The organism is Mesorhizobium sp. WSM4845, from assembly GCF_055811455.1.
Map to the genome: position 1 here is coordinate 203,028 of NZ_JBVVQA010000001.1, position 21,930 is coordinate 224,957.

19 protein-coding genes are annotated in these 21,930 nt (G+C 61.6%); 7 read left to right on the top strand and 12 right to left on the bottom strand.

Going from position 1 to position 21,930, the window contains the following annotated elements; all coding sequences use genetic code 11:
• Nucleotides 1–1,149: DUF6600 domain-containing protein (locus AC0L2C_RS00925; RefSeq protein WP_353843667.1), on the bottom strand; the 1,149-nt coding region annotated here is incomplete at its 3' end.
• A gap of 376 nt (nucleotides 1,150–1,525) precedes the next feature.
• On the opposite strand from AC0L2C_RS00925, the gene rnk reads away from it, so the two are divergent.
• From rnk to AC0L2C_RS00945, 4 genes are all read left to right on the top strand, one after another.
• Nucleotides 1,526–1,987, top strand: coding sequence for a nucleoside diphosphate kinase regulator (gene rnk / locus AC0L2C_RS00930; protein WP_287341618.1), 462 nt, complete (start codon nucleotides 1,526–1,528; stop codon nucleotides 1,985–1,987).
• A gap of 474 nt (nucleotides 1,988–2,461) precedes the next feature.
• Complete coding sequence (locus tag AC0L2C_RS00935; RefSeq protein ID WP_287172713.1) at nucleotides 2,462–2,941, top strand: VOC family protein; 480 nt, start codon at nucleotides 2,462–2,464, stop codon at nucleotides 2,939–2,941.
• Between the two features lie 50 nt (nucleotides 2,942–2,991).
• Entirely contained in the window at nucleotides 2,992–3,435 is a 444-nt protein-coding gene (locus tag AC0L2C_RS00940) for an SRPBCC family protein (RefSeq protein ID WP_287191723.1), read from the top strand.
• 45 nt (nucleotides 3,436–3,480) lie between these two features.
• On the top strand, nucleotides 3,481–3,927 hold the full coding sequence (locus tag AC0L2C_RS00945; protein ID WP_473522484.1) for an SRPBCC family protein: 447 nt from the start codon (nucleotides 3,481–3,483) through the stop codon (nucleotides 3,925–3,927).
• A 178-nt stretch (nucleotides 3,928–4,105) separates the two neighbouring features.
• Here the strand turns inward: AC0L2C_RS00945 and AC0L2C_RS00950 are convergent, their stop codons facing one another.
• The 6 genes from AC0L2C_RS00950 to AC0L2C_RS00975 form a co-directional block, all read right to left on the bottom strand.
• Nucleotides 4,106–5,725 carry an ABC transporter ATP-binding protein gene (locus AC0L2C_RS00950; RefSeq protein ID WP_287363175.1) on the bottom strand — a complete coding sequence of 540 codons (1,620 nt, stop codon included), beginning with the start codon at nucleotides 5,723–5,725 and terminating at the stop codon, nucleotides 4,106–4,108.
• Nucleotide 5,726: 1 nt separating this feature from the next.
• Entirely contained in the window at nucleotides 5,727–6,848 is a 1,122-nt protein-coding gene (locus AC0L2C_RS00955; RefSeq protein WP_027156356.1) for an ABC transporter permease, read from the bottom strand.
• Nucleotides 6,841–7,764 carry an ABC transporter permease subunit gene (locus AC0L2C_RS00960; protein WP_023799733.1) on the bottom strand — a complete coding sequence of 308 codons (924 nt, stop codon included), beginning with the start codon at nucleotides 7,762–7,764 and terminating at the stop codon, nucleotides 6,841–6,843. The genes AC0L2C_RS00955 and AC0L2C_RS00960 overlap by 8 nt, the downstream gene beginning before the upstream one ends.
• A gap of 162 nt (nucleotides 7,765–7,926) precedes the next feature.
• Nucleotides 7,927–9,519 carry a peptide ABC transporter substrate-binding protein gene (locus AC0L2C_RS00965; protein ID WP_473522485.1) on the bottom strand — a complete coding sequence of 531 codons (1,593 nt, stop codon included), beginning with the start codon at nucleotides 9,517–9,519 and terminating at the stop codon, nucleotides 7,927–7,929.
• Between the two features lie 344 nt (nucleotides 9,520–9,863).
• Complete coding sequence (locus tag AC0L2C_RS00970; protein ID WP_128167615.1) at nucleotides 9,864–10,346, bottom strand: RES family NAD+ phosphorylase; 483 nt, start codon at nucleotides 10,344–10,346, stop codon at nucleotides 9,864–9,866.
• A complete protein-coding gene (locus tag AC0L2C_RS00975) occupies nucleotides 10,343–10,774 on the bottom strand; it encodes an antitoxin Xre-like helix-turn-helix domain-containing protein (RefSeq protein WP_023802807.1) in 432 nt (143 codons plus the stop codon). The genes AC0L2C_RS00970 and AC0L2C_RS00975 overlap by 4 nt, the downstream gene beginning before the upstream one ends.
• Nucleotides 10,775–11,479: 705 nt before the next feature.
• On the opposite strand from AC0L2C_RS00975, the gene AC0L2C_RS00980 reads away from it, so the two are divergent.
• The 3 genes from AC0L2C_RS00980 to AC0L2C_RS00990 are packed head-to-tail and all read left to right on the top strand — an operon-like array spanning nucleotide 11,480 to nucleotide 13,710.
• Complete coding sequence (locus AC0L2C_RS00980; protein WP_473522486.1) at nucleotides 11,480–11,959, top strand: TadE family protein; 480 nt, start codon at nucleotides 11,480–11,482, stop codon at nucleotides 11,957–11,959.
• The gene (locus AC0L2C_RS00985; RefSeq protein WP_473522487.1) at nucleotides 11,960–13,321 is read left to right on the top strand and encodes a pilus assembly protein TadG-related protein; all 1,362 of its coding nucleotides are present in this window, start codon (nucleotides 11,960–11,962) and stop codon (nucleotides 13,319–13,321) included. It begins immediately after the preceding gene.
• On the top strand, nucleotides 13,318–13,710 hold the full coding sequence (locus AC0L2C_RS00990) for a hypothetical protein (protein ID WP_473522488.1): 393 nt from the start codon (nucleotides 13,318–13,320) through the stop codon (nucleotides 13,708–13,710). Before AC0L2C_RS00985 ends, AC0L2C_RS00990 begins: the two co-directional genes overlap by 4 nt.
• A 10-nt stretch (nucleotides 13,711–13,720) precedes the next feature.
• Here AC0L2C_RS00990 and bglA read toward each other — a convergent pair whose 3' ends face one another.
• The 5 genes from bglA to glgC all read right to left on the bottom strand — a co-directional run bounded on the left by bglA (nucleotide 13,721) and on the right by glgC (nucleotide 21,919).
• A complete protein-coding gene (gene bglA / locus AC0L2C_RS00995; protein WP_473522489.1) occupies nucleotides 13,721–15,346 on the bottom strand; it encodes a beta-galactosidase BglA in 1,626 nt (541 codons plus the stop codon).
• A complete protein-coding gene (glgX, locus tag AC0L2C_RS01000; RefSeq protein ID WP_473522490.1) occupies nucleotides 15,336–17,348 on the bottom strand; it encodes a glycogen debranching protein GlgX in 2,013 nt (670 codons plus the stop codon). The genes bglA and glgX overlap by 11 nt, the downstream gene beginning before the upstream one ends.
• Nucleotides 17,349–17,575: 227 nt before the next feature.
• On the bottom strand, nucleotides 17,576–19,204 hold the full coding sequence (locus AC0L2C_RS01005) for an alpha-D-glucose phosphate-specific phosphoglucomutase (RefSeq protein ID WP_287237023.1): 1,629 nt from the start codon (nucleotides 19,202–19,204) through the stop codon (nucleotides 17,576–17,578).
• A 3-nt stretch (nucleotides 19,205–19,207) separates the two neighbouring features.
• Nucleotides 19,208–20,650 carry a glycogen synthase GlgA gene (gene glgA / locus AC0L2C_RS01010; RefSeq protein WP_473522491.1) on the bottom strand — a complete coding sequence of 481 codons (1,443 nt, stop codon included), beginning with the start codon at nucleotides 20,648–20,650 and terminating at the stop codon, nucleotides 19,208–19,210.
• Nucleotides 20,651–21,919 carry a glucose-1-phosphate adenylyltransferase gene (gene glgC, locus AC0L2C_RS01015; RefSeq protein ID WP_287237021.1) on the bottom strand — a complete coding sequence of 423 codons (1,269 nt, stop codon included), beginning with the start codon at nucleotides 21,917–21,919 and terminating at the stop codon, nucleotides 20,651–20,653.
• Nucleotides 21,920–21,930 lie beyond the last annotated feature (11 nt).

A 21,930-nucleotide genomic window follows, 5' to 3' on the forward strand; every position in this document is an offset into this window, starting at 1 on the left:
CGCCTGTTCGGGCTCGGCCTGCTCCTGCTCGGCGGCGGGCTGCTCCTTGGCCTTCGGCTTCTCAGGCTTGGCCGCCTTTTCCGGTTCGGCCTGCTCCTGCTCGGCGGCCGGTTGCTCCTCGGTCGTCGGCTTCTCAGGCTTGCCCGTCTCTTCCGGCTCGGCCTGCTCCTGCTCGGCGGCCGGTTGTTCCTCGGTCGGCTTCTCAGGCTTGGCGGTCTCTTCCGGCTTGACCTCGTCATCCGGCGCCTGTTCGGTCGTTGCTGCGCCTTCGGTCGGCTTCGATTTCCGGCCTGCCTGAACCTGCTTCACCTCCTCGATGTCTTTGAGCTCAGCTGGTTTGGCCTCGGGATCGGCTTTCACTTCACCTTCAAAGACCGTGACCGTATTGTTTTCCACTTTGCCGGCCTGCTCGGGCGTCTCGGTCTCGCTGACCTCGACGACTGTCACCTGCTCGTCCGTCTCCTTCTCGATCACATCAACATCAATGACTTTGTTGATCACCACGTTATTCTGGATGGTCACGTCGCCGGCCGGCTCGGCCGCCTCGACAATGCGCACAAACTCCGGCTCATCACGGATAACGACGACAGAAATGTCGTCAGCAAGGAATTCGCGGGTGGGGACCACGACCCAGTAAAAATCCGGCGTGGTGTCGATGGTCACCTCGATTGAAATCAAATCGGGATCACGGCGCGGCGGCAGCGGAGCCCAGATGACGTGCTCCCTTTCGCGCCGCCAGCTCACCCATGCCGGCGCCCAACGAGTGCCGGGAACCCAGTACCAGCCGATGTCATCGGCATAGCCCCAACGGCCGTAATGGTAGGTCGCCCAGCCGAACGGCTCGTCGGACACCCAGAGCCAGCCATGCTGCTCGGTATAGACCCAATGCCCAATGGTATACGGGCGCCAGTCGTCAGCTACATCAACCGGGACGAAAACGGTCGCTCCCCGGTACGAAACCCAATCACCATGGGAAGACAGTTTATCGTAGAATGTGCTGATCGAAACGGAAACGTCGGTGGCAGCCCTCGCCTCGGACACAAGCGACAATGGCGCCACCGGATTGGGAATCTCGACGATCGGGAGCAGGCCGGCGGCTACGCCGCCCAGCATCAGCCGTACAGCGTTTTGGGCAAGGACGCGTTTCATCGCAGTTTCCTCCGAAACAGATCGCCCTTCATCCTGGAAACTCACCGGCCGTCGAATTGTTCCCGCTTGGCATCACCGCGCCTTGCTACAGGGTCGTCTTGACTTCCCCGATCTCGGCACCAACTACGGTTATATGAACGCAACAAAAAAGATCCGTCGCGATTTTCTTTTCCGGGTTTGCCCCATCGCGGGATCGTAACCCCCGGCTCGGCTGCCATGTGCCCCGGGCCGCGGGGCAAGCACATAAAATCGACATCGAACGTACGCAGGCCAGCACCGGCTCTGGGGCATCGGCTTTGAGCAAGATCTGCCTCGAATTGGCCCGTTAAACCATGCTTGAGGCAGCCCGCTCAACTGAGAATACGAGTATTCGAAAATGCAAGATAACATCAAGGCGCGGCGCAAGCCGACCATCCGCATCTCGAAATCGGACCATGCGCGTTTATCGGCGCTTGCGAGCACCGTGGCCGCACGAAATCCGCAGGCTTCCGATGAACTGCTCGCCGAACTCGAGCGAGCGCGCATCGTTTCCGATGGTTTGATCTCGGCGGGCGCCGTCCAGATGGGTTCGACGGTGACGTTCAAGCCCGATACCGGTGATGCGAAAACGGTGACGCTGGTTTTTCCTGGCGATGCGGACATCTCCGAAGGCAAGGTTTCAATCCTTACGCCGATCGGCACGGCACTGATCGGCCTCTCGGCCGGACAGTCGATCATGTGGACTGCGCGAGATGGGCGCCGGCATGAATTGTCGGTGCTTGCCGTGACCCGGCCTGCTCGGGAAAGCGATGCAGCCGATCAGCGTGCGCCAGCACCTTCGACGACGGCGGGCGACTAAAGCGCGTCGCGTTTGACCGGCCTCATGCGGCGCGCCTTAGGTTGTTGTTTGTTTCCGCGAAAACTGCGGGCATCAACGAGGACCTCAAGCGCCTTCTCCACGAACGCCTCGTGATATGGACAACCGGTGCTGAAGCAAACGGCCCGGCCCTACGCCGACCCGCTCTTACCAGCCGGCGGTTGGATGGATCGACTCGGGTTAGGTGGTCTTGCCGCGTGGCAAAAAAATAACAGGTTGGCTGTCGGGAGGCGCACCACTTGTTCGTCCTTTGGACACGAAGCAACGAAACCAGGTGAAAGACCCGTGAGCGAGTTTAGATCATCGAACACATCTGCGGTCGATGTAATCCAGGCCGACCTTATGATGGCGTTCATCGGTCCCGTTCAGGCCGGCGAGCCGCCCAAGGGCTGGTTCGACTGAGGTCTGACAGTCGCGGCACGAACAAATACCACCCAAGAACCGAGGAGATTAAAAATGACGAAACTCGTGACCTGCCTGTGGTTCGACCACGGCGAAGCACGCAAGGCGGCAGAGTTCTATGCCGCCACCTTTCCCGACAGCCATGTGGATCGGCTGAATGCGGCCGCGTCGGACTATCCCGGCGGCAAGGAAGGCAATGAACTGACGGTCGAGTTCACAGTGCTCGGCCAGTCTTTTCTAGGCCTGAACGGCGGCCCGAATTTCAAGGCGAACGAATCCGTCAGCCTGATGGTGCTGACCGAAGATCAGGAAGAGACCGACCGCTACTGGAAGGCGATCGTTGGAAACGGCGGCAGCGAGAGCGCCTGCGGATGGTGCAAGGACCGGTGGGGCTTCTCCTGGCAGATCACGCCGAAGCGGCTGATGGAACTGACGACCAGTCCCGACCGCGCAAAGGCCAGGCGCGCGATGGAGGCGATGATGACGATGAAGAAAATCGATATCGCGGCGCTGGAAGCCGCAGCAGCAGGCTAACCAGATCCACGGCAACGACGCCCTGGTGAACTCAACGAATGGAGATGATCATGCCCAATACCGTTAAACTGCACCGGGTCCTCGCCACCAAGCCCGAAAAGGTCTACCGCGCATTTCTGGAACCTGACGCGGTCGCGAGTTGGCTCCCGCCCTTCGGTTTTACCTGTACTGTGCATGAGCTTGAGGCGAAGGAAGGCGGCAAGCACAGAATGTCGTTTCGAAACTTCACGACCGGGCAAAGCCATTCCTTCGGCGGCACCTATCTGAAACTCGTCCCCGGCGAGACGCTCGTCTACAGCGACGTGTTCGATGATCCGAACCTTCCGGGCGAGATGAAAGTGACCGTCACGCTGACGGCCGTTTCAGTCGGAACGGAGATGACGGTGGTTCAGGAGAACGTGCCCGATCTGATCCCGGTCGAGGCATGTTATCTCGGTTGGCAAGAGTCGCTGCGCAAGCTTGCTCACCTCGTCGAGCCCGAAATCACGCAGTAACCGTCTGCGTGATCTCATTCGACTGCGACGACAAGGGAACCAGAAATGACCAACCAGAAGATCACCATTGCCACCACGATCGCCGCGCCGATCGAACGCGTCTGGGAGGCCTACACGACGCCCGGCGATATCACACAGTGGAACTTCGCTTCCGACGACTGGTGCTGCCCAAGCGCGGAAGCCGACCTAAAGGTGGGCGGCGGCTACAAGGCGCGCATGGAAGCCAAGGACGGCAGCTTCGGCTTCGATTTCGAGGGGGTGTACGAAGAGGTCGAGCCGTACAAGGCGATCGCATTCGCCGTGAGCGACGGGCGCAAGGCGCGTACGACCTTCGAAGCTGTAGGCAACGGTACGAAGGTGACGACCATATTCGATGCCGAGACGCAGAACTCCATCGACATGCAGCGTGACGGCTGGCAGGCGATCCTGGACAACTTCGGGCGTTATGTTGAATCCAGCGCAGGACATGAGCAAGTTCAAGGAGGTCGCTGAACTCTGCCGGAAGCAGTTTTTTCAAGCCCTGTCGGCGGAGACGATCGTCGAGATGATAGCGCTCTAAACGCCCGAGGCGATGATCGAGATCGAAGCCATAGCAGCCCTGGCTGCAGACGACGGTCTATTCGCCTCGGGACCTTTCAATCACTATCCGCTGCAGTCCTGACCGGCCGCGCTATGCGCTCAAGCGAAACCGTGTGACGTCGATGGCCGCGGCCATCAGTGTCTGCGTGTAGGATGCCTGCGGATTGCTGAAGATCGCCTCGGTCGGCCCTTCCTCGACGATCTTGCCCTGCTTCATGACGATGATGTAGTCGGCCATGGCACGCACGACGGCGAGATCGTGGCTGATGAACAGGTAGGACAGTTCATGGTCGGCCTGCAGCTTGCGCAGCAATTCGACGATCTGCTTCTGGACGGACCGATCGAGCGCCGACGTCGGCTCGTCGAGGACGACCACCTTGGGCTTGAGGATCATCGCCCGCGCGATGGCGATGCGTTGGCGCTGGCCGCCGGAAAATTCGTGCGGGTAGCGATTGCGCGCATTCGGGTCGAGCCCGACCTCACGCAAGGCCTCGATGGCGCGGAGGTCGCGTTGCCTACCCGACAGAGTCGGCTCATGCACCAGAAGCCCTTCGGTGATGACCTGGCCGACGGTCATGCGCGGCGACAGCGAACCGAACGGGTCCTGAAAGACCAGCTGCAATTCGCGCCGCAGCGGCCGCATGGCCTGGCGGTCGGCGGCAGAAATATCGCGATCGCCAAAGCGGATGAGCCCATCGCTTGGCAGGAGCCGCAGCAGGGCTCGGCCGAGCGTCGATTTTCCTGAACCGGATTCGCCGACGATGCCGATGGTCTGGTTGCGTTTGAGCCGGATCGAAATGTGATCGACTGCGCGCAGGATCAGCGGCTCTCCGGCAAGAAACCCGCCGCCGATCTTGAAGGTCACCTCGACATTCCTGCCTTCGAGCAGGACGGGCGCATTTGGCGGTGGCGGCGCCTTGGTTCCGGTCGGCTCGGCGGCCAACAGCATCTTGGTATAGGCATGCTGCGGATTGACGAAGATCGCTTCCGCCTCGCCCTCCTCGACGACTTCGCCGGAGCGCATGACATAAACGCGGTCGGCAAGGCGCCGGACAATGCCGAGATCGTGGGTGATGAAGACAATCGCCATGCCGAGCTTGCGCTGCAGCTCGGCAAGCAGCATGAGAATCTGCGCCTGGATGGTCACGTCGAGCGCGGTCGTCGGTTCGTCTGCAATCAGTATGTCGGGGTCGTTGGCCAGCGCCATGGCGATCATGACCCGCTGTCGCTGGCCACCCGACAATTCGTGCGGATAGGATTTCATCCGCCGCTCGGGATCGGGAATATGGACCAGCCGCAAGAGCTTGAGCGCCTCTTCGCGTGCCTGCGCCGCGCCAAGGCCACGATGCCGGCGGATCGGTTCGATCAGCTGGTTGCCGATCGAATAGAGCGGATCGAGCGAGGTCATCGGCTCCTGGAAGATCATGCTGATCTTGCGTCCGCGGACTTGGTTGAGCTCGGACTTGCTCAGGGTCAAAAGGTTGCGGCCGCGATAGTCGACGACGCCTGTCGCCTCGCCGTTCGAGGCCAGCAGGCTCATCGCCGCCATCATCGTCTGGCTTTTGCCGGAACCGGATTCGCCGACAACGGCAACGGTTTCGCCTGCATTGACGTGGATGTTGATGCCCTTGACCGCCTCGACCACACCGTCAAGCGTGCGGAAGCGGACGCGAAGGTCCTTGACGCTGAGGATCGTTTCGGAGGTGTCCATCTCAACGATCCCTGGGGTCGAGCGCGTCGCGCAGGCCGTCGCCGACGAAATTCAGCGCGAACAGCGTCGAGACAAGGAAAAATGCTGGGAACAAAAGCAGCCAGTTGGCGGTGCCGATGTTCTTGGCGCCGGTCGAGATCAGCACGCCCCAGCTGGTCATCGGTTCCTGCACGCCGAGCCCGAGGAACGACAGGAAACTCTCCAGGATGATGACCTGCGGCACCAGCAGCGTCATATAGATGACCACTGGGCCAAGCAGGTTGGGAATGACGTGGCGGATCAGAATGCCGCGCTGGCCTATGCCCATCGCCTCCGCCGCCTGGACATATTCCTGCCGCCGGATCGAGAGCGCCTGTCCGCGCACGATGCGCGCCATGTCGAGCCACAGCACGGCGCCAACCGCCAGGAACATCAGCACGAAGTTCCGGCCGAAGAACACCACCAGCATAATGACGAAGAAAATGAACGGCAGCGAATAGAGCACATCGACAATGCGCATCATCACCTCGTCTATCCTGCCGCCGGCAAGGCCGGCCGCAGCGCCGTAGAGCACGCCAATGACGCCCGCAACGACCCCGGCGAGTAGGCCGATGGCCAGCGAGATGCGCCCGGCCATCAGCGTCCGCGACAGGAGATCGCGGCCAGTATTGTCGGTGCCGAACAGGAAATACTGCTGCCTGATTGAAGCGCTCATCACCGCTTCAAGGCCGTCAGCCGATTTGCTCTCTATCTTGGTGTTGTCGAAGGCATCGGAACGATCGAGGTAGCGGACATTGCGGTCGTCGATCGGCTTGCGCGATGTGACGGTGACGAAGATGCGATTGTCTTCCTGCCGCCACTGCTTGATGTCGACACGCATGCGCTTGATCGCCTCGTTGAGCGCGGTTTCTATCTTGTCGGGCTTCGGATAGGCCGACAAGCTCGGCGGCATGCGCACATAGTCGGCGTAGATGGTGGTGTATCGATGCGGCACCAAAGAGGGTCCGAACACGCTGAGGATCGCGATGAAGGCAAGATAATACAGGCTGAACATGGCGGCGCGGTTGGCCTTGAGGCGCGCCCAGGCATCGCCCCACAGGGAACGGCCGACGATGGCCGGAGCGGTGGCTGCGATGTCAGTCATAGCGCACCCTCGGATCGACGAAGGCATACATGACGTCGACGATCAGGTTGAAGACGATGGTGAACAGCGCGATGACCACCACGGTGCCCATGACCAGCGTGTAGTCACGGTTGAGCGCGGCCTCGACGAAATAGCGGCCGATGCCGGGAATGGAAAAGATCGTCTCGACGATGATCGAGCCGGTGAGCAGTGCCGCCGCCGCCGGGCCGGTGAAGGAGACAATCGGCAATATGGCACCGCGCAGCGCATGCTTGACGACCACCGACCAGTCCGACAGGCCGAGCGCACGTGCGGTGCGAATGTGGTGCGAGCGCAAAGATTCGATCATCGAGCCGCGCATCAGGCGGGCGACGATGGCGATCTGCGGCAAGGCGAGGGTCAGCACAGGGCCGATCTTGTTGAGCAGGGCGCCATCGCCCCAGCCGCCGATCGGCAGGAGTTTCCAGGTCAGACCGAACAGAAGCTGGATAACCGGCGCGATGACGAAGGTCGGAATGGTGCTGCCGGCGGTCGCCAGAGCGATCACCGAATAGTCGGCAAGCTTGTTCTGGTTGAGCGCGGCAATGGTGCCGAGGAGGCCGCCGAGCAGCAGCGCCAGGATCAGGGCCGAGGCGCCGATCTGGATCGAAACGGGCAGGCCCCTGGCAAACAATTCGCCGACAGTGAAATCCGGCATGTTGTAGCTCGGACCGAAATTGCCGCGCAGCAGATTGCCGAGATAGTGGACATATTGCAGCCAGAGCGGGTCGTTGAGACCGAACTGCGCTTCGAGATTGGCCTTGATCTCGGGGCTCAGGCCCCGCTCCTGATTGAACGGGCCGCCAGGCGCGACGCGTATCAGGAAGAACGCCATGGTCACGATGACCAACAGCGTCGGAATGGCGGTCAGAAGCCGCCGGAATACGTAACGCAGCATCGGTTCCCCGCTTTGCTAGCAAACCGGGACCGCCGCCCCTAACGCATGACCCGAGCCGAAGGTCCGGAGAGGATCACGTGCAAATTCAAGGCGTTACAGCGCCCTGTGCGCGCCCCAAAGGACGCGCGACGCTGTAAAGGAGCGGCAGTCCGGCCAAGGAGATCAGTCCTTGAAGATGAAGCGGGACGGATGCACATCCATGACGTTGTCCTCGAAGCCATGAAGCTTCGGAGAAACGATATCCTTGTAGCTATAGTAGAGAAGCGGGATGTTGCCGACGTCATCGACGAGGATGCGCTCAGCCTCGGCGAGTTCTTTCATGCGCTCTTCGGGCTTGCCGCCGGCGGCGGCCGCCTCGTCCATGGCCTTCTCGAATTCCGGGCTGTTGTAGCCCGAATAGTTGTTGCCGCTTGCCTTGCGGGAGATGCCGAGGAAGGTTTCCGGATCCTTGTAATCCGCAATCCAGCCGGCACGCGCCACGTCGTAGTCGCCCTTCTGCTCAAGGAAGGAGTAGTGGGTCTTGGTGTCGGTGTTGAGCAGCGTGATTTCGACGCCGAGCGGCTTCAACTGCTCCTGGATGGCGACTGCAGTGTTCTTGTGGTTTTCCGACGTGTTGTAACGGATTTCCATCTTCAGCGGTTTCTCGGGCGTATAGCCAAGCTTCTCGAGTACCTTCTTGGCCTCATCCTCGCGGTCGATCTGCGACATGTTCGCGTATTTGGCCATTGCCGGCGTATAGCCCTCAATGCCCGGAGGCACCATCGAATAGCCGGGCAGCATTGAGTTCTGCCAGACCTTTTCGGCAAGGAAATCGCGGTCGACTGCCATGGAGATGGCATTGCGCAGTTCGACGTTGTCCCACGGAGCCTTGTCGGTCTTGATCGAAAAATAGTAGGTGCCGAGGTAAGGTCCAACGCGAATCTGATCGCCAAACTTGGCCTTGAGATCGGCGAGCTGCTCGGTCGGGAGGTCGTCGTAGCTGTCGAGTTCGCCGGCCTCGAAGCGCTTTATCGCCGACGAACGATCTTCGGTCGGGATGTAGTTGACGACGTCGAGCTTGACGCTCGCAGCATCCCAGAATTTCGGATTCTTGACCAGTTTGATGTGGTCGTTGGGAACCCACTCCGCCAGGGTAAAGGGGCCGTTGGAGACCAGATTGCCCGGCTTGATCCAATCGGCGCCGAGCTTGTCAATGGACGCCTTGCTGACCGGATAAGTCGCCTGGTGGGTCAGCATTTCAAGGAAATAGGGCGTGGGCGCCTTCAGCGTCACTTCCAGAGTATTTGCGTCGATTGCCTTGACGCCCATCTCCTCCGGCTTCGCCTTCTTGGTGTTCACCTCCTCGGCGTTCTTCACGGGATAGAGCATCGAAGCATATTCGGCGCCGGTGGCCGGATCTTCCAGCCGATGAAACGCGTAGACGAAGTCATCTGCCGTGACCGGGCTACCATCCGACCAGACACCGTCCTTGCGCAGCTTGAAGGTGTAGACAGTGCCGTCGTCCGATACAGTCCAGCTTTCGGCGGCGCCCGGAATGACGTTCGCCTTCTGGTCTTGCATGACCAGCCCCTGGAACAGGTCACGCAATACAGCGGCTTCGTATATTGTCGAGGTCTTGTGCGGGTCGAGCGACTCCGATTCGGCGGCGGTGCCGCGGTTGTAGACGACCTCGGCGAAGGCTGGCGTGTAGAACGTGCCGGCGGCCAAAGCCATGGTTGTGGCGAACACCGTCGCCTTCAGCATGTTTTTCAGCATGAAGTTCTCCCTGTCGAGGCGGCCGTTCAGCTGCGCCTCTTGAGTGTTGACGCCCCGAAGCCGATTAGCTGGCCCCTTTGAGCGCGCCGCCGGTTCCCTTTCCGGCGGCTGGTGGGCAAACAGTAACGTGGTGATTTTTTATTTCAACAGACTCGTGAGGTCACCCTAAGTAAGGCGCAGCAACAGCCACTGCGCGGCCGGCAGAACAGCGGTCAAAACCATGGACCGAGCCTTCCAGCTACGCAAAAGCAGCTCGGCCACGCCTCGGCCGAGCGATGACTCGCAGATACCAGCGCCGACGTCCGGTGAATCTCACCAAGGCCTCTTGAGAAAGCCCCTCCCCGTTACGCGCCAAACAGCCGCCGGTCCCAGTAGACCGGCTGGTGCAGGCCTGTGTGGATCTTTGAAAACTCCGGATGCGCAGGATTGATCAGCACATTGCAATCGAGACGCGCCACGACACTCGGCACCAGCAGGATGGCGCTCCGCCGTTCTAAACACCAGGTTTCGCCGAATCCCTGGCTCACCATCGCCGGCATCGTGTCCCAGCCGGGCAGTGACGGCTGGGAAAAGACCTCGTAGCTCAGTCCGCGCGGGATTGTGACTTCGATGTAGTGCTGGTTGGGCGGCAGTCGGCCGCTGCCATGCACCAGCTTTTCCAACAGGGTCGTCGAATAGTGCTCGCTGGTGTAGATGATAGGACTTCCGGGCGTGTTCCACCGCCCAGGCGCGATTGTCGAGCCGGTCGCATCGAAGATCGGGTAGGTGCCGGCCGGATCGCCGATACGAAAGGACAATAGTGTGCGATCGAGTATCTGCGCCGTCACGCAGCACTGCCGTACTTCAGACCTGCGAGAATATCGACCACCATTTCGGCACCGAACTCGCTCATGATAACGACGTCGATCGGTCGCTTGTCCTCAATCATCGGGTGCGGCCGAAACAAGAAATCACGCGCTTCCTCTTCGTTCTGCCAGACATCGACAGCAAGGCCCCAGACGCGCGCGACGCGGGCCAATCGTGTGCCCTCGTCCGACGAGAGACGATGTACCGCCTTGCGCCGCTCATAGGTCGCCTTGGGGATCAGCCGATATTTGAACTGAGCATCGCCAGGCGCTAGAAGATGCGCAACGCGCTCGAGCGCCCCGATGGGAAGTCCATGCTCGATCCGGGAGATCAGCCCGAAAGGCGACCGCGCCGCCACCTCTTTAACGGGCAGCCCCAACACGTCGGCGACATTTCCGAGCGCTAGCATATCACTCTCCATTCCATGTGAGGCAATAGTTAGCCTCACATGATGCGTCATGCAAGCCACGCGTTCAATCTGCGGCCTGCCGCGAATACGAGAGCGTAACCGCAGGCGCAGAGAACGTCGATGTGTTCATCCTCTCTCTAATTCCGATCCGGGTTTGGATAGGTGGAGCAATCGTGCCAGTCACGATCATGCGAATACCGGTCCGAACCCGGTGGTTGCGACGATGCAGTCGCGCCCCCTGTTCTTTGCGACATAAAGATTCTGATCAGCGCAGGAAGATGTCATCCAAGGTTTGGCCGCGGCAGCAATTTGACACGACCCGCACGTCAGATCCTACTCATTGCGCGAGAACCCTTGCACCTCGTGGGAAGTTTGGACTGGGGACTGGGCAGACAGCCTTCAGCGGATCGCATGATATTGATGCAAGTCAATGGGGTCCCTTACTAACTAAATCCTAGGTTGTGGTCGATGGGATCGACGGCGCTTTCTCTGCAACGAGCAGGTTGCGCCGCTTTTGTTGAAGAAGTCGGGCGTCGAAGCGGGGGCGCCGCGTCGGCTGATGAATTCCACGACTTGGCGGAAGAACCGCTTCAAGCATTCGCCTCCGGCAGGAAATCTGTCGTCGATGCCACTTTGCCACAATGTCTTAAGCAACCACGGGTTACATCTTTTGCGGGCTTCGGTATGTCTTGATGGGCGACGGATATGAACAGCACGGAAACTGGGACAATAGCTAAAAAGCGGCGCAATACGCGTCAGCTAAAACGCAAATTACACCAGTTTCGAGAACCGTCCGGAACGTCCGCGATCGAATTCGCACTGCTTGCGCCCATTTTCATCTTGCTTCTGCTCGGCATGGTTGCATATGGCATCTATTTTGGCGCCAGTCACTCCGTGCAGCAGATCGCAGCGGACGCCGCACGCACGGCGATTGCCGGGCTGAACGAAGATGAGCGCCAAGCGCTGGTGACCAGTTTCGTCACCACCAATGCCGCGGGATATCCATTCGTCGATTCCGACAAGCTGACTTACCAGGCCAAGGACAGCACGGCCGACGGAGACCAGTTCGTCGTGTCAATCCAATATGATGCCCGCAACCTGCCGGTCTGGAATCTGTTCCCGGCACTGCCAATGCCTGGCACCACGATCTCACGCCAGTCGACAATCCGGGTTGGAGGCATTTGAATGTCGCAAACTTTGGCGGGCAGGATCGGCCGGGTCGCCCGCTCGATGCTTGGCGACCTGACGGCGAACTTCGCCGTCATGACGGCGCTGTGCGCACCGTTCGCGCTGGCGCTGGCCGCCTTCGCCATCGATGAAGGCTCGATCTATGTGGAGCGCCGGGAGGCTCAGTCGCTGGTCGATCTGGCGGCAATCACCGCCGCCTCCAACATCAACAACATTGACGCCGCGGTGGTGACCACGCTCGGCGACAACGGAATGCCGGGTATCGTTGTTCAGAAGGCAGAGCAGACGATCACCCCTGCCCTCGGAAAGACTGTCGTGTCGGTCACCCCCGGCCGATATTCAGCAGAGTCGTCGCTCGGCGTCGACAAGCGCTTCGAGGCCGGCAAAACGCCCTACAACGCCGTCCATGTCACGCTAAAAAAGGTTCCTGCGCGCTATTTCGCGAGTTCGCTTATCCCTACGCCGGTGATCGGCACCCAAGCCGTGGCCAGCATAGCGCCGCAGGCGATGTTCTCGGTCGGGTCAAGGCTTCTCAGCGTCAATGGCGGCATCCTCAACGCTCTTCTCAGCAAGTTCCTGGGCGGCAACATCGCGCTCAGCGTCATGGACTACAACGCTCTGATCGCTGCCGACGTGAACATGCTTTCGTTCATCGATGCCCTTGCCGTTGAGATGCAGCTGACAGGTGTCAGCTATTCGGAGGTGCTGGCTTCGAAAGCGACGGTGGGCCAGATTGCGACCGCCATGGCCAATGTTTCACCCGTTGGCAGCACCAGCAAGCTTGCTTTGCAGACAATCGCGTCAAGGACCACCAGCACGGTCAAGATACCGCTCAATCATCTTGTCGATCTTGGATCAATGGGCCAGTTGGGCCTCGGGCAAAAATCGCCCGGTTTTTCGGTCGACGCCAGCGCCATGGGCATGCTGACCACCGCTGCTGCACTGGCCAACGGCTCGAAGCAGGTCGAGCTCAATCTCGGAGCCACCATTCCGGGGCTTGCCTCCACCACGCTTGCCATTGCGATCGGCGAACCTGCACAATTCTCGCCATGGCTGACAATCGGCGAGAAGGGTGCTGTGGTGCGTACGGCGCAGACGCGGATCAAGCTGGTGGCGTCCGTCGGCGGCAGCAATGCGACTCTCGGTGGCGGCATCAGCCTGCTTGCCGTCAAACTGCCGCTGCATGTCGAGGTGGCCTCTGCCGAAGCCAAGCTGACCGACATCAGCTGCCCGACGGGGCACGTCCGGGCCTTGCCTCGCACCTTGGCGCCAGCGATGCCGATAACAGCCCCTCCGCCTTCGCCGATTTCAGCAACCCACAGTCGTTTCAAAATGCCGAAATCGCGCAGGTCAGCGTGAAGCTTCTGTTTCTCACCCTCAATCTGATCGGCGTGAATGGTTCTGCAGCCGTTGAGATCGCCAACAACCATCCGACGATCTTGACCTTCAACAGCACCGACATCGCAAGCAAGACGATAAAGAACGCCTCGACGAAGAACCTGACGCAATCTCTCACCACGTCGCTGGTCAACAATTTGTCGCTTTCGGTCAGTGCGCTGGGCCTCGGGCTTGATGTAACCGCCTTGCTCGGAACCGTGAATCCGGCAGTGGTGGCGCTGCTGAACGGCGTGACGGCGCCGGTCGACGAATTGGTTTACAACGTGCTTGGGGCGCTGGGCGTGCGCGTCGGCGAGGCCGATGTCCGGGTCATGGGCGCGACTTGCGGGCGCTCTGTGCTTGTTCAGTGAGTTGGAGAGATCAGCCGGCTCGTCCGAGAAAGCAGCCCAACGGCGGCAGCGACAGAATCTTTTCCTGCAAGGCGGCACCAGCGCCAAGGTCGATCGTCTCTGCGACATCGATACCCTGCGGCAACGGCCAGTTGGCCGGCTCCTCGGCGAAGTTGAAAACGCACAGCAGCTTCTCGCCGCCGCCTTCGCGAATGAAGGCAAGCACTTCGCCCTCGGCATCGAGAAAACGGATCGAACCTTGTACCAGCGCCGCATGCCGCTTGCGCAACGCCAGCATCGCCCGATAGCTGGCCAGAACTGACTTTTCCTCGCCGTTCTGGATATCGACCGCGCGGGCGCGATGGCTTTCCGGGATTGGAAGCCACGGCCTGCCGATTGAAAAGCCGGCATTGTTGGCGCCCTTCTCCCACACCATCGGCGTGCGGCAGCCATCCCTGCCCTTGAACCCCGGCCAGAAGCGGATGCCGTAAGGATCGCGCAGATCCTCGAACGCCAATTCCGCCTCCTCCAGCCCGAGTTCCTCACCCTGATAGAGGCAGATCGATCCTCGCAGGCATGACAGCAACGCGATGGAGAACTTCACCGTCCTTTCCGGATCGCCGCCGGGCCTTGTCCATCGCGTCACATGGCGAACGACATCGTGGTTGGAAAACGCCCAGCAGACCCAGCCGTCGGAGACAGCACTCTCGAACGCTTCGACGCAGCCACGCACATGCGCCGCCGAGAATTGCGGACCGAGCAGGTCGAATGTGTAGCACATGTCGAGCTTGTCGCCGCCGCTGGTGTAGGCGGCGAGCGTCTGCAACGAACGGGCTTCGTCCCCGACCTCGCCGACAGCGACGCGGCCCTCATATTCGTCGAGCAGCGCCCGAAACCGCTTGAGGAAAGCCAGGTTTTCGGGCTGCGTCTTGTCAAACAAATGCTCCTGATAGAAGTACGGATTGGTTTCGGTGTTGGTGCCTGCGACGCTTGACGCCAGGGGCGGGTTGCTGCGCAGCCAGCGGTCATGGACATAGTAGTTGACGGTATCGAGGCGAAACCCGTCGACGCCGCGCTCCAGCCAAAACCGCACCGTTTCCAGCAAGGCGTCCTGAACCTCCGGATTGTGGAAATTGAGGTCCGGCTGCGAGGCGAGGAAATTGTGCATGTAATATTGCCTGCGGGTCGCGTCCCACTCCCATGCTGGGCCGCCGAAGACCGACAGCCAGTTGTTGGGCGCGGTGCCGTCGGGCTTCGGATCGGCCCAGACATACCAGTCCGCCCTGGGATTATCGCGGCTCGTACGGCTTTCGATGAACCATTCGTGCCGGTCGGACGAATGCGACAGGACCTGGTCGATAATGACTTTCAGGCCGAGACGGTGCGCCTCGGCGACCACCGCATCGAAATCCGCTGATGTGCCGAACATCGGATCGACGGCTGTATAGTCGGATACGTCGTAGCCCATATCGGCCATCGGCGACTTGAAGAACGGTGACAGCCAGACGGCGTCGACGCCAAGCGATGCGACATGAGCCAGCCTTGAGGCAACGCCGCGCAGATCACCGCTGCCGTCCCCCGTCGTGTCCTGGAAGGAGCGCGGGTAGATCTGGTAGATGACGCAGCCGCGCCACCACTCGGCGTGGTCACTTGCCACTCGGGTCCTCCTTTATCTGAGCCTGCGCGGCTTCGTGTTCGATCATGAAGATCACCGTTCGCCCCGGCACCGGCCGTGAAATTACGGCTGCGCCGTCCGGTGTTTCGATGGCTGGCTGCCAGCGAAATCCGTCGCGCTCCGGCAGCGTGAACATACACGCCCGGCGATCGCCGTTGATGACAACGGCAAGGCGGAGATCATCGCTGCCGAGCATCATGACCAGGCGGTGCCGCCGCGGATCGTGCCAGCCTGCCTCGTCGAGCGGCGTGCCGGTTTCGGTGAGCCAGACGACGTCCGTTATTTCTGACCCGTCGGGCGGTTCTCCAGTCAGGATGCGCGTGTCGGAAAGCGCCGGCACGCAACGACGCGTCGCGGCGAGCAAAACGGCGTATTGTCCCAGCGCCCGATCGCGCCCGGACCAGTCGAGCCAGGTGATCTCGTTGTCCTGCGCATAGGCGTTGTTGTTGCCCTTCTGGGTGCGGCCGAATTCGTCTCCGGCGGTCAGCATGATCGTGCCGCGTGAGGCAAACAGCGTGGCCAGCAACGCACATCGGTCATCGAAACGTGCCGTAACGATCGCCCTGTCGCCGGTCTCACCCTCTACGCCATTGTTCCAGGACAGATTGTCATCGTGGCCATCGCGGTTCTGCTCGCCATTGGCCTCATTGTGCTTGTGCTCGTAGGCAACAATGTCGGCCAGCGTCATGCCGTCATGCGCGGCGATGAAATTGACGCTGCGGCTCGTCTGCTGGCCTGGCTTGGCAAACACGTCGGACGAGCCAGCAAGCCGGGTCGCGAGCGCGCCGACCATGCCGCTGTCGCCGCGCCAGAACCGGCGGATGTCGTCGCGATATCTGTCGTTCCATTCGAGGAAGGGCGGCGGAAAATTGCCAAGCTGATAGCCGTCCGTGCTGATGTCCCATGGCTCGGCGATGAGCACCCGGTCGCCAAGGAGCGGATCATCCCGAATAGCCATGAGCAGTGGCGCAGCGGCGTCGAACGCGCCATCGACCCGCCCCAGAATGGGCGCCAGATCGAAGCGGAAACCATCGACGCCGGCATGGCGGACAAAGTGACGAAGCGTGTCGAGGACCATTTCCCTGACAACCGGATGACCGCAAGCGACGGTGTTGCCGGTGCCGGTGTCGTTGATCAAGCTGCCGTCCGGCCGATGCCGGTAGTAGGCGCGGCTGTCGAGACCGCGCAGCGACAGCGTCGGCCCAAGCCTGTCGCTTTCGCCGGTGTGGTTGAAGACAAGATCGAGGATGACGCCGATACCGGCCTCACGCAGCGTGGCGATCGTCTGCCGCAATTCGGCGAGACCGCCGGGCGCCAGGCGCGGATCGAGCGCCATGAAGGTCACGGGGTTGTAGCCCCAGGCATTACGCAGCCCGAGCGCCGGCAGATGCCGCTCATCGATCGATGCCGTCACGGGCATCAGTTCGATCGCCCCGACCCCGAGCTTTTTCAGGTGCTCGACGATAGCCGGATGGGCAAGGGCTGCAATCGTCCCGCGCTGGTGCTTCGGGATGGCCGGATGCAGCATGGTGAAGGCACGCACCGGCACTTCATAGATCAGGCCGCCGGGCTGGAACAGCGGCGGCAAGGCAGGCACCGGCTGTGGCAGGGTGGCGGCAATCGCCTTCGGCAGCAGCGGCGCGGTATCGGTGCCCTCGCCCCGGCGCGCGGCGAGCCTGATGTCATAGACATAAGGCCTGTCGATTTCGACGGCATAGGGGTCGACCAGCAGCTTGTCGGGATCGAACCAAAGCCCATTCTCGGGCGTATAATCGCCATCGGCGCGAAATCCGTATCGAGTGCCGGCGGCGAGGCCGGCAACGAAAAGCGCGTGAACGCCCTCGCCTTCCGGCTGGAGTTCGAGCCGGTCGATCTCCCTCTCTCCCTGCTCATCGAAGATCGAGACCCAGAGCCGGCTGGCCGCGGACGACCATGCGGCAATGCGGATGCCGCCGCGGGTGACGGTGGCACCGAGTGAGTTCATACGGCGACCCCTTCTCCCCTTGTGGGAGAAGGTGGATTGGCGCGCAGCGCCGAGACGGATGAGGGGTGTTGGAAGAAACGAGGCATGGGCGATTTTGAGCAAAGGTGTGCGCCAAGCTGGAACACCCCTCATCCGACCGAGCTTCGCTCGGCCACCTTCTCCCACAAGGGGAGAAGGGGGAGCCTCGCAACGCAGGCCGAACTCAGACGGCCGGCTGTCAACCAAACTCACGTAATCACGCTCGGCTTGGCGCGGCCGGTATGGCTGCGAATCCCGGCGATATCTTCGGCTGCCGCAATCAGGTCGGCAAGTGCCTCCTGCGTGTCGAGATCGTGCCTGGACTTGTCCGGCTCGTAGCGCTCGATATAGACGCGCAACGTCGCCCCCGAGGTACCGGTGCCGGACAGACGGAAGACGACGCGCGATCCGCCTTCGAACAGCACCCTGATGCCCTGGTTCCTGGCTATCGAGCCGTCGACCGGGTCGTGATAGGCGAAATCGTCGGCGCCGGCGATCTTCAAGCCGCGCACGCTGGTGCCGGGCAAGGAAGCGAGCTTGGCCCGCAATTCGTCGACCAGCGCATTGGCGCGGTCGGTCTCGACCTCCTCGTAGTCATGGCGTGAGTAGTAATTGCGGCCGTAGGCGGCCCAGTGCTCGGTGACGATCTGCTTGGCGCTTTCGCCCCGGGCAGCGAGGATATTGAGCCACAAAAGCACGGCCCACAGCCCGTCCTTTTCGCGCACATGATTGGAGCCGGTTCCCGCACTTTCCTCGCCGCAGATCGTCGCCATGTCGGCATCGAGCAGATTGCCAAAGAATTTCCAGCCGGTCGGCGTTTCATAGATGCCGATGCCGAGCTTTTCGGCGACGCGGTCGGCTGCACCGCTGGTCGGCATCGAGCGGGCGATGCCTTTCAGCCCGGCCTTGTAGCCCGGCGCCAGATGAGCATTGGCGGCGAGCATAGCCACCGAATCCGACGGGGTGACGAAAATGCCCTTGCCGATGATCAGGTTGCGGTCGCCGTCGCCGTCGGAAGCGGCGCCGAAATCCGGCGCATCCGGTCCCATCATCTCGTCATAGAGGTGCTTTGCGTGGACCAGGTTCGGGTCTGGGTGGTGGCCGCCGAAATCCGGCAGGGGAACGAAGTTGCGGGCGGTGCCTTTCGGCGCGCCGAGCCGGTTCTCCAGGATCTCCTTGGCATAGGGACCGGTCACGGCATGCATGGCGTCGAAGCGCATGCGGAAGCCTGACTTGAACAGCCCACGCAACGCATCGAAATCGAACAGATTTTCCATCAGCTCGGCATAGTCGGCGACCGGGTCGATCACCTCGACGGTCATGCCGCCCGCCTCGACGGTACCGATCGTGTCGAGGTCGACCGTGCCTATATCGGCGGTCTTGAAGCTCGAAATCATCTTGGTCTTGGCGAAGATCGCGTCGGTTAGCTTTTCCGGTGCCGGGCCGCCATTGCCGGCATTGTATTTGATGCCGAAATCCTCGTGCGGGCCGCCCGGATTGTGGCTGGCCGACAGGATGATGCCGCCGAAGGTGTTGTATTTGCGAATGATGTTGGAAGCGGCCGGCGTCGACAGGATGCCGCCCTGCCCGACCATCACCTTGCCGAAACCGTTTGCCGCGGCCATGGCGATGGCCTTCTGGATGACCTCGCGGTTGTAAAAGCGGCCGTCGCCGCCGATCACCAGCGTCTTGCCCTCGAACCCGTCCAGCGCATCGAAAATCGACTGGATGAAGTTCTCGGCATAGTGCTCCTGCTGGAACACCGGCACTTTCTTGCGCAGCCCGGACGTGCCGGGCTTCTGGTCGAGATAAGGTTTGGTGGCGACGGTGCGTATCATGCGTCAAGCCCTTTTCGAAAGCAGCAAGCGATAGAGTTCGAGGTATTTTTCTGCGCTTTTATCCCACGACACATCCGCCTTCATGCCTTGCCGCTGCATCGACGTCCAGATTGCAGGGTTGGCGTGCGCCGCGACCAGCCGACGGATGGCGTGCAGCAAGGCGCCGGCATCGGCGGGTGCGAACTGGAAGCCGGTCGCCACACCTGCCGAAATCGCCGCTTCATTGGCGTCGATGACGGTGTCGGCAAGACCGCCGGTGCGGGCGACGACCGGCACGCAGCCATAGCGCAGGCCGTAAAGCTGCGTCAGTCCGCAAGGCTCGAAGCGCGACGGGATGATGATTGCGTCACAGCCGCCCTGCATGGTGTGGGAAAGCGCCTCGTCATAACCGACGACGACGCCGATGCGACCGCGATGGCGGGCGGCGGCGGCCAGCAGCGCGCCTTCGAGGCCGGCGTCGCCCGACCCCAGGATCGCCAGGCGGGCACCCCTCGCAACAATCCCGTCGACGACCGTTGCCAGTATGTCAATTCCCTTCTGCCAGGTGAGCCGGCTGATCACGCAGACGATCGGACTGTCGTCGCGGTCAAGGTTGAAACGATCCTCGACGGCGGTCCGGTTGGGGTGCCGCGCCTTCAACGTCTTGGCCGTGTAGTTGGAGACCAGATGCTTGTCGGTTTCAGGGTTCCATATCGCGGTGTCGATGCCGTTGACGATGCCATAGAGATCAACGGACCGCATGTTGATGAGGCCATCGAGCCCCATGCCGAATTCCGGCGAGCGGATCTCCTGCGCATAGGTCGGGCTGACTGTGGTGATGGCCCAGGCGGCCTGCAGGCCAGCCTTGAGGAAACCGACGCCGCCATAATATTCGACGCCGTCGAGTGCCATGGCCGCCGCCGGCAAGCCGAGTTCGCCAAAGATGCCGGCGCCGAACTGGCCCTGGAAAGCCAGATTGTGGACGGTGATCATCGACGGCGTGCCAACCGCCTTGCCGTAGCGCATATAGGCCAGCGTCATCGCCGATTGCCAGTCATGGGCATGGACGATGTCCGGCTGGTAGCCCGAGACGGCGCCGCCGGCGATGTCGCCGCCAACCTGGCTCAGGGCCGCGAAACGCCGCCAATTGTCCGGCCAGTCGGCGCCGGTGGCATTGCCATAGGGGCCGCCGGGGCGATCGAACAGATGCGGCGCGTCGAGCACGAACAGGTCGAGCCCGGCGATCTGGACGGCATGGACCGAAGACTTGCCGCCTTGCAGCAGCGGATAGTGGTGAACGGGTTTTTTCTTCTTGAAGGCATCCATGATCTGGGGATAGCCGGGAACAAGCGTGCGCATTGCCACGCCCTTGCCGGCGAGCGCGATGGGCAACGCGCCGGTCACGTCGGCAAGCCCGCCAGTCTTGATCAGAGGGAATATTTCGGGCGTGACCGACAGGACCTGCATTCACGACAGTCCCAGTTTGTCGATCATGGCCTGCGTGACGAGGCAGATGCCCTTTTCGGAAACGCGGAAGCGCTTGGCGTCGAGGACGGGATCCTCGCCGACCACGAGCCCTTCGGGAATCCTGACGCCATGATCGATCACCACGCGCTTCAATCTCGCGCTGCGGCCGACCTGGCAGTCGGGCAGCATGACGACGTCCTCGAGCGTCGAATAGGAGTTAATGCGCGCGCCGGTGAAGATCAGGCTTCGCTTCAGCGACGCGCCTGAGACGATGCAATCGCCCGAGACCAGCGAGGATACCGCCGAGCCACGGCGGCCATCCTCGTCATGCACGAACTTCGCCGGAGGCTTCAGCTCGGCATAGGTCCAGATCGGCCAGTCGCGGTCATAGAGGTCGAGCTCGGGCGTGATGTCGGTGAGGTCGATATTGGCTTCCCAATAGGCGTCGACGGTCCCGACATCGCGCCAGTAGGCTTCGTTCTCGGCGGTCGAGCGCACGCAGGATTTGGCGAAGCGATGGGCGATCGCCTTGCCGTGCTCGACGACATAGGGGATGATGTCCTTGCCGAAGTCACGGCTTGAGCCCGGTTCGGCCGCGTCGCGGCGCAGCTGCTCCATCAGGAACTTGGTCTTGAACACGTAGATGCCCATCGAGGCCAGGGCAAAATCCGGCTTGTCGGGAATGCCGGGCGGATCGGCGGGCTTCTCGATGAAGGAGATGATGGTGTCCTTCTTGTCGACATGCATGACGCCGAAGCCTGTTGCCTCCATGCGCGGCACTTCGAGGCAGCCGACGGTGACGTCGGCGCCGGCGTCGACATGCTGGCGAAGCATCAGCTCATAGTCCATCTTGTAGATGTGATCGCCGGCCAGGATGACCATGTATTCGGGCCCGTAGGCCTCGATGATGTCGATGTTCTGGTAGACGGCATCGGCCGTGCCCTCATACCATTGCGTTTCCGATACGCGCTGACTGGCCGGCAGGATATCGAAGCTCTCGTTGCGCTCGGGCCGCAGGAAGTTCCAGCCGCGCTGCAGGTGGCGGATCAGCGAGTGCGCCTTGTACTGGGTGGCCACGCCGAGGCGGCGAATACCGGAATTGAGCGCATTGGAGAGCGCAAAATCGATGATGCGCGTCTTGCCGCCGAAATAGACCGCCGGCTTGGCGCGCCGGTCGGTCAATTCCTTGAGGCGGCTGCCACGGCCGCCGGCCAGAACATAGGCCATGGCATCGCGCGCCAGCGGCTGGGTCCGTTTTATCTCTGCCATTCTTATCCTCC

Bases quoted from the DNA above. Each gene is read 5' to 3' on its own strand.
- rnk (WP_287341618.1), top strand. From the start codon at position 1,526: ATGCAAGATAACATCAAGGCGCGGCGCAAGCCGACCATCCGCATCTCG.
- AC0L2C_RS00935 (WP_287172713.1), top strand. From the start codon at position 2,462: ATGACGAAACTCGTGACCTGCCTGTGGTTCGACCACGGCGAAGCACGC.
- AC0L2C_RS00940 (WP_287191723.1), top strand. From the start codon at position 2,992: ATGCCCAATACCGTTAAACTGCACCGGGTCCTCGCCACCAAGCCCGAA.
- AC0L2C_RS00945 (WP_473522484.1), top strand. From the start codon at position 3,481: ATGACCAACCAGAAGATCACCATTGCCACCACGATCGCCGCGCCGATC.
- AC0L2C_RS00950 (WP_287363175.1), bottom strand. From the start codon at position 5,725: ATGGACACCTCCGAAACGATCCTCAGCGTCAAGGACCTTCGCGTCCGC.
- AC0L2C_RS00955 (WP_027156356.1), bottom strand. From the start codon at position 6,848: ATGACTGACATCGCAGCCACCGCTCCGGCCATCGTCGGCCGTTCCCTG.
- AC0L2C_RS00960 (WP_023799733.1), bottom strand. From the start codon at position 7,764: ATGCTGCGTTACGTATTCCGGCGGCTTCTGACCGCCATTCCGACGCTG.
- AC0L2C_RS00965 (WP_473522485.1), bottom strand. From the start codon at position 9,519: ATGCTGAAAAACATGCTGAAGGCGACGGTGTTCGCCACAACCATGGCT.
- AC0L2C_RS00975 (WP_023802807.1), bottom strand. From the start codon at position 10,774: ATGCTAGCGCTCGGAAATGTCGCCGACGTGTTGGGGCTGCCCGTTAAA.
- AC0L2C_RS00980 (WP_473522486.1), top strand. From the start codon at position 11,480: ATGAACAGCACGGAAACTGGGACAATAGCTAAAAAGCGGCGCAATACG.
- AC0L2C_RS00985 (WP_473522487.1), top strand. From the start codon at position 11,960: ATGTCGCAAACTTTGGCGGGCAGGATCGGCCGGGTCGCCCGCTCGATG.
- glgX (WP_473522490.1), bottom strand. From the start codon at position 17,348: ATGAACTCACTCGGTGCCACCGTCACCCGCGGCGGCATCCGCATTGCC.
- AC0L2C_RS01005 (WP_287237023.1), bottom strand. From the start codon at position 19,204: ATGATACGCACCGTCGCCACCAAACCTTATCTCGACCAGAAGCCCGGC.
- glgA (WP_473522491.1), bottom strand. From the start codon at position 20,650: ATGCAGGTCCTGTCGGTCACGCCCGAAATATTCCCTCTGATCAAGACT.
- glgC (WP_287237021.1), bottom strand. From the start codon at position 21,919: ATGGCAGAGATAAAACGGACCCAGCCGCTGGCGCGCGATGCCATGGCC.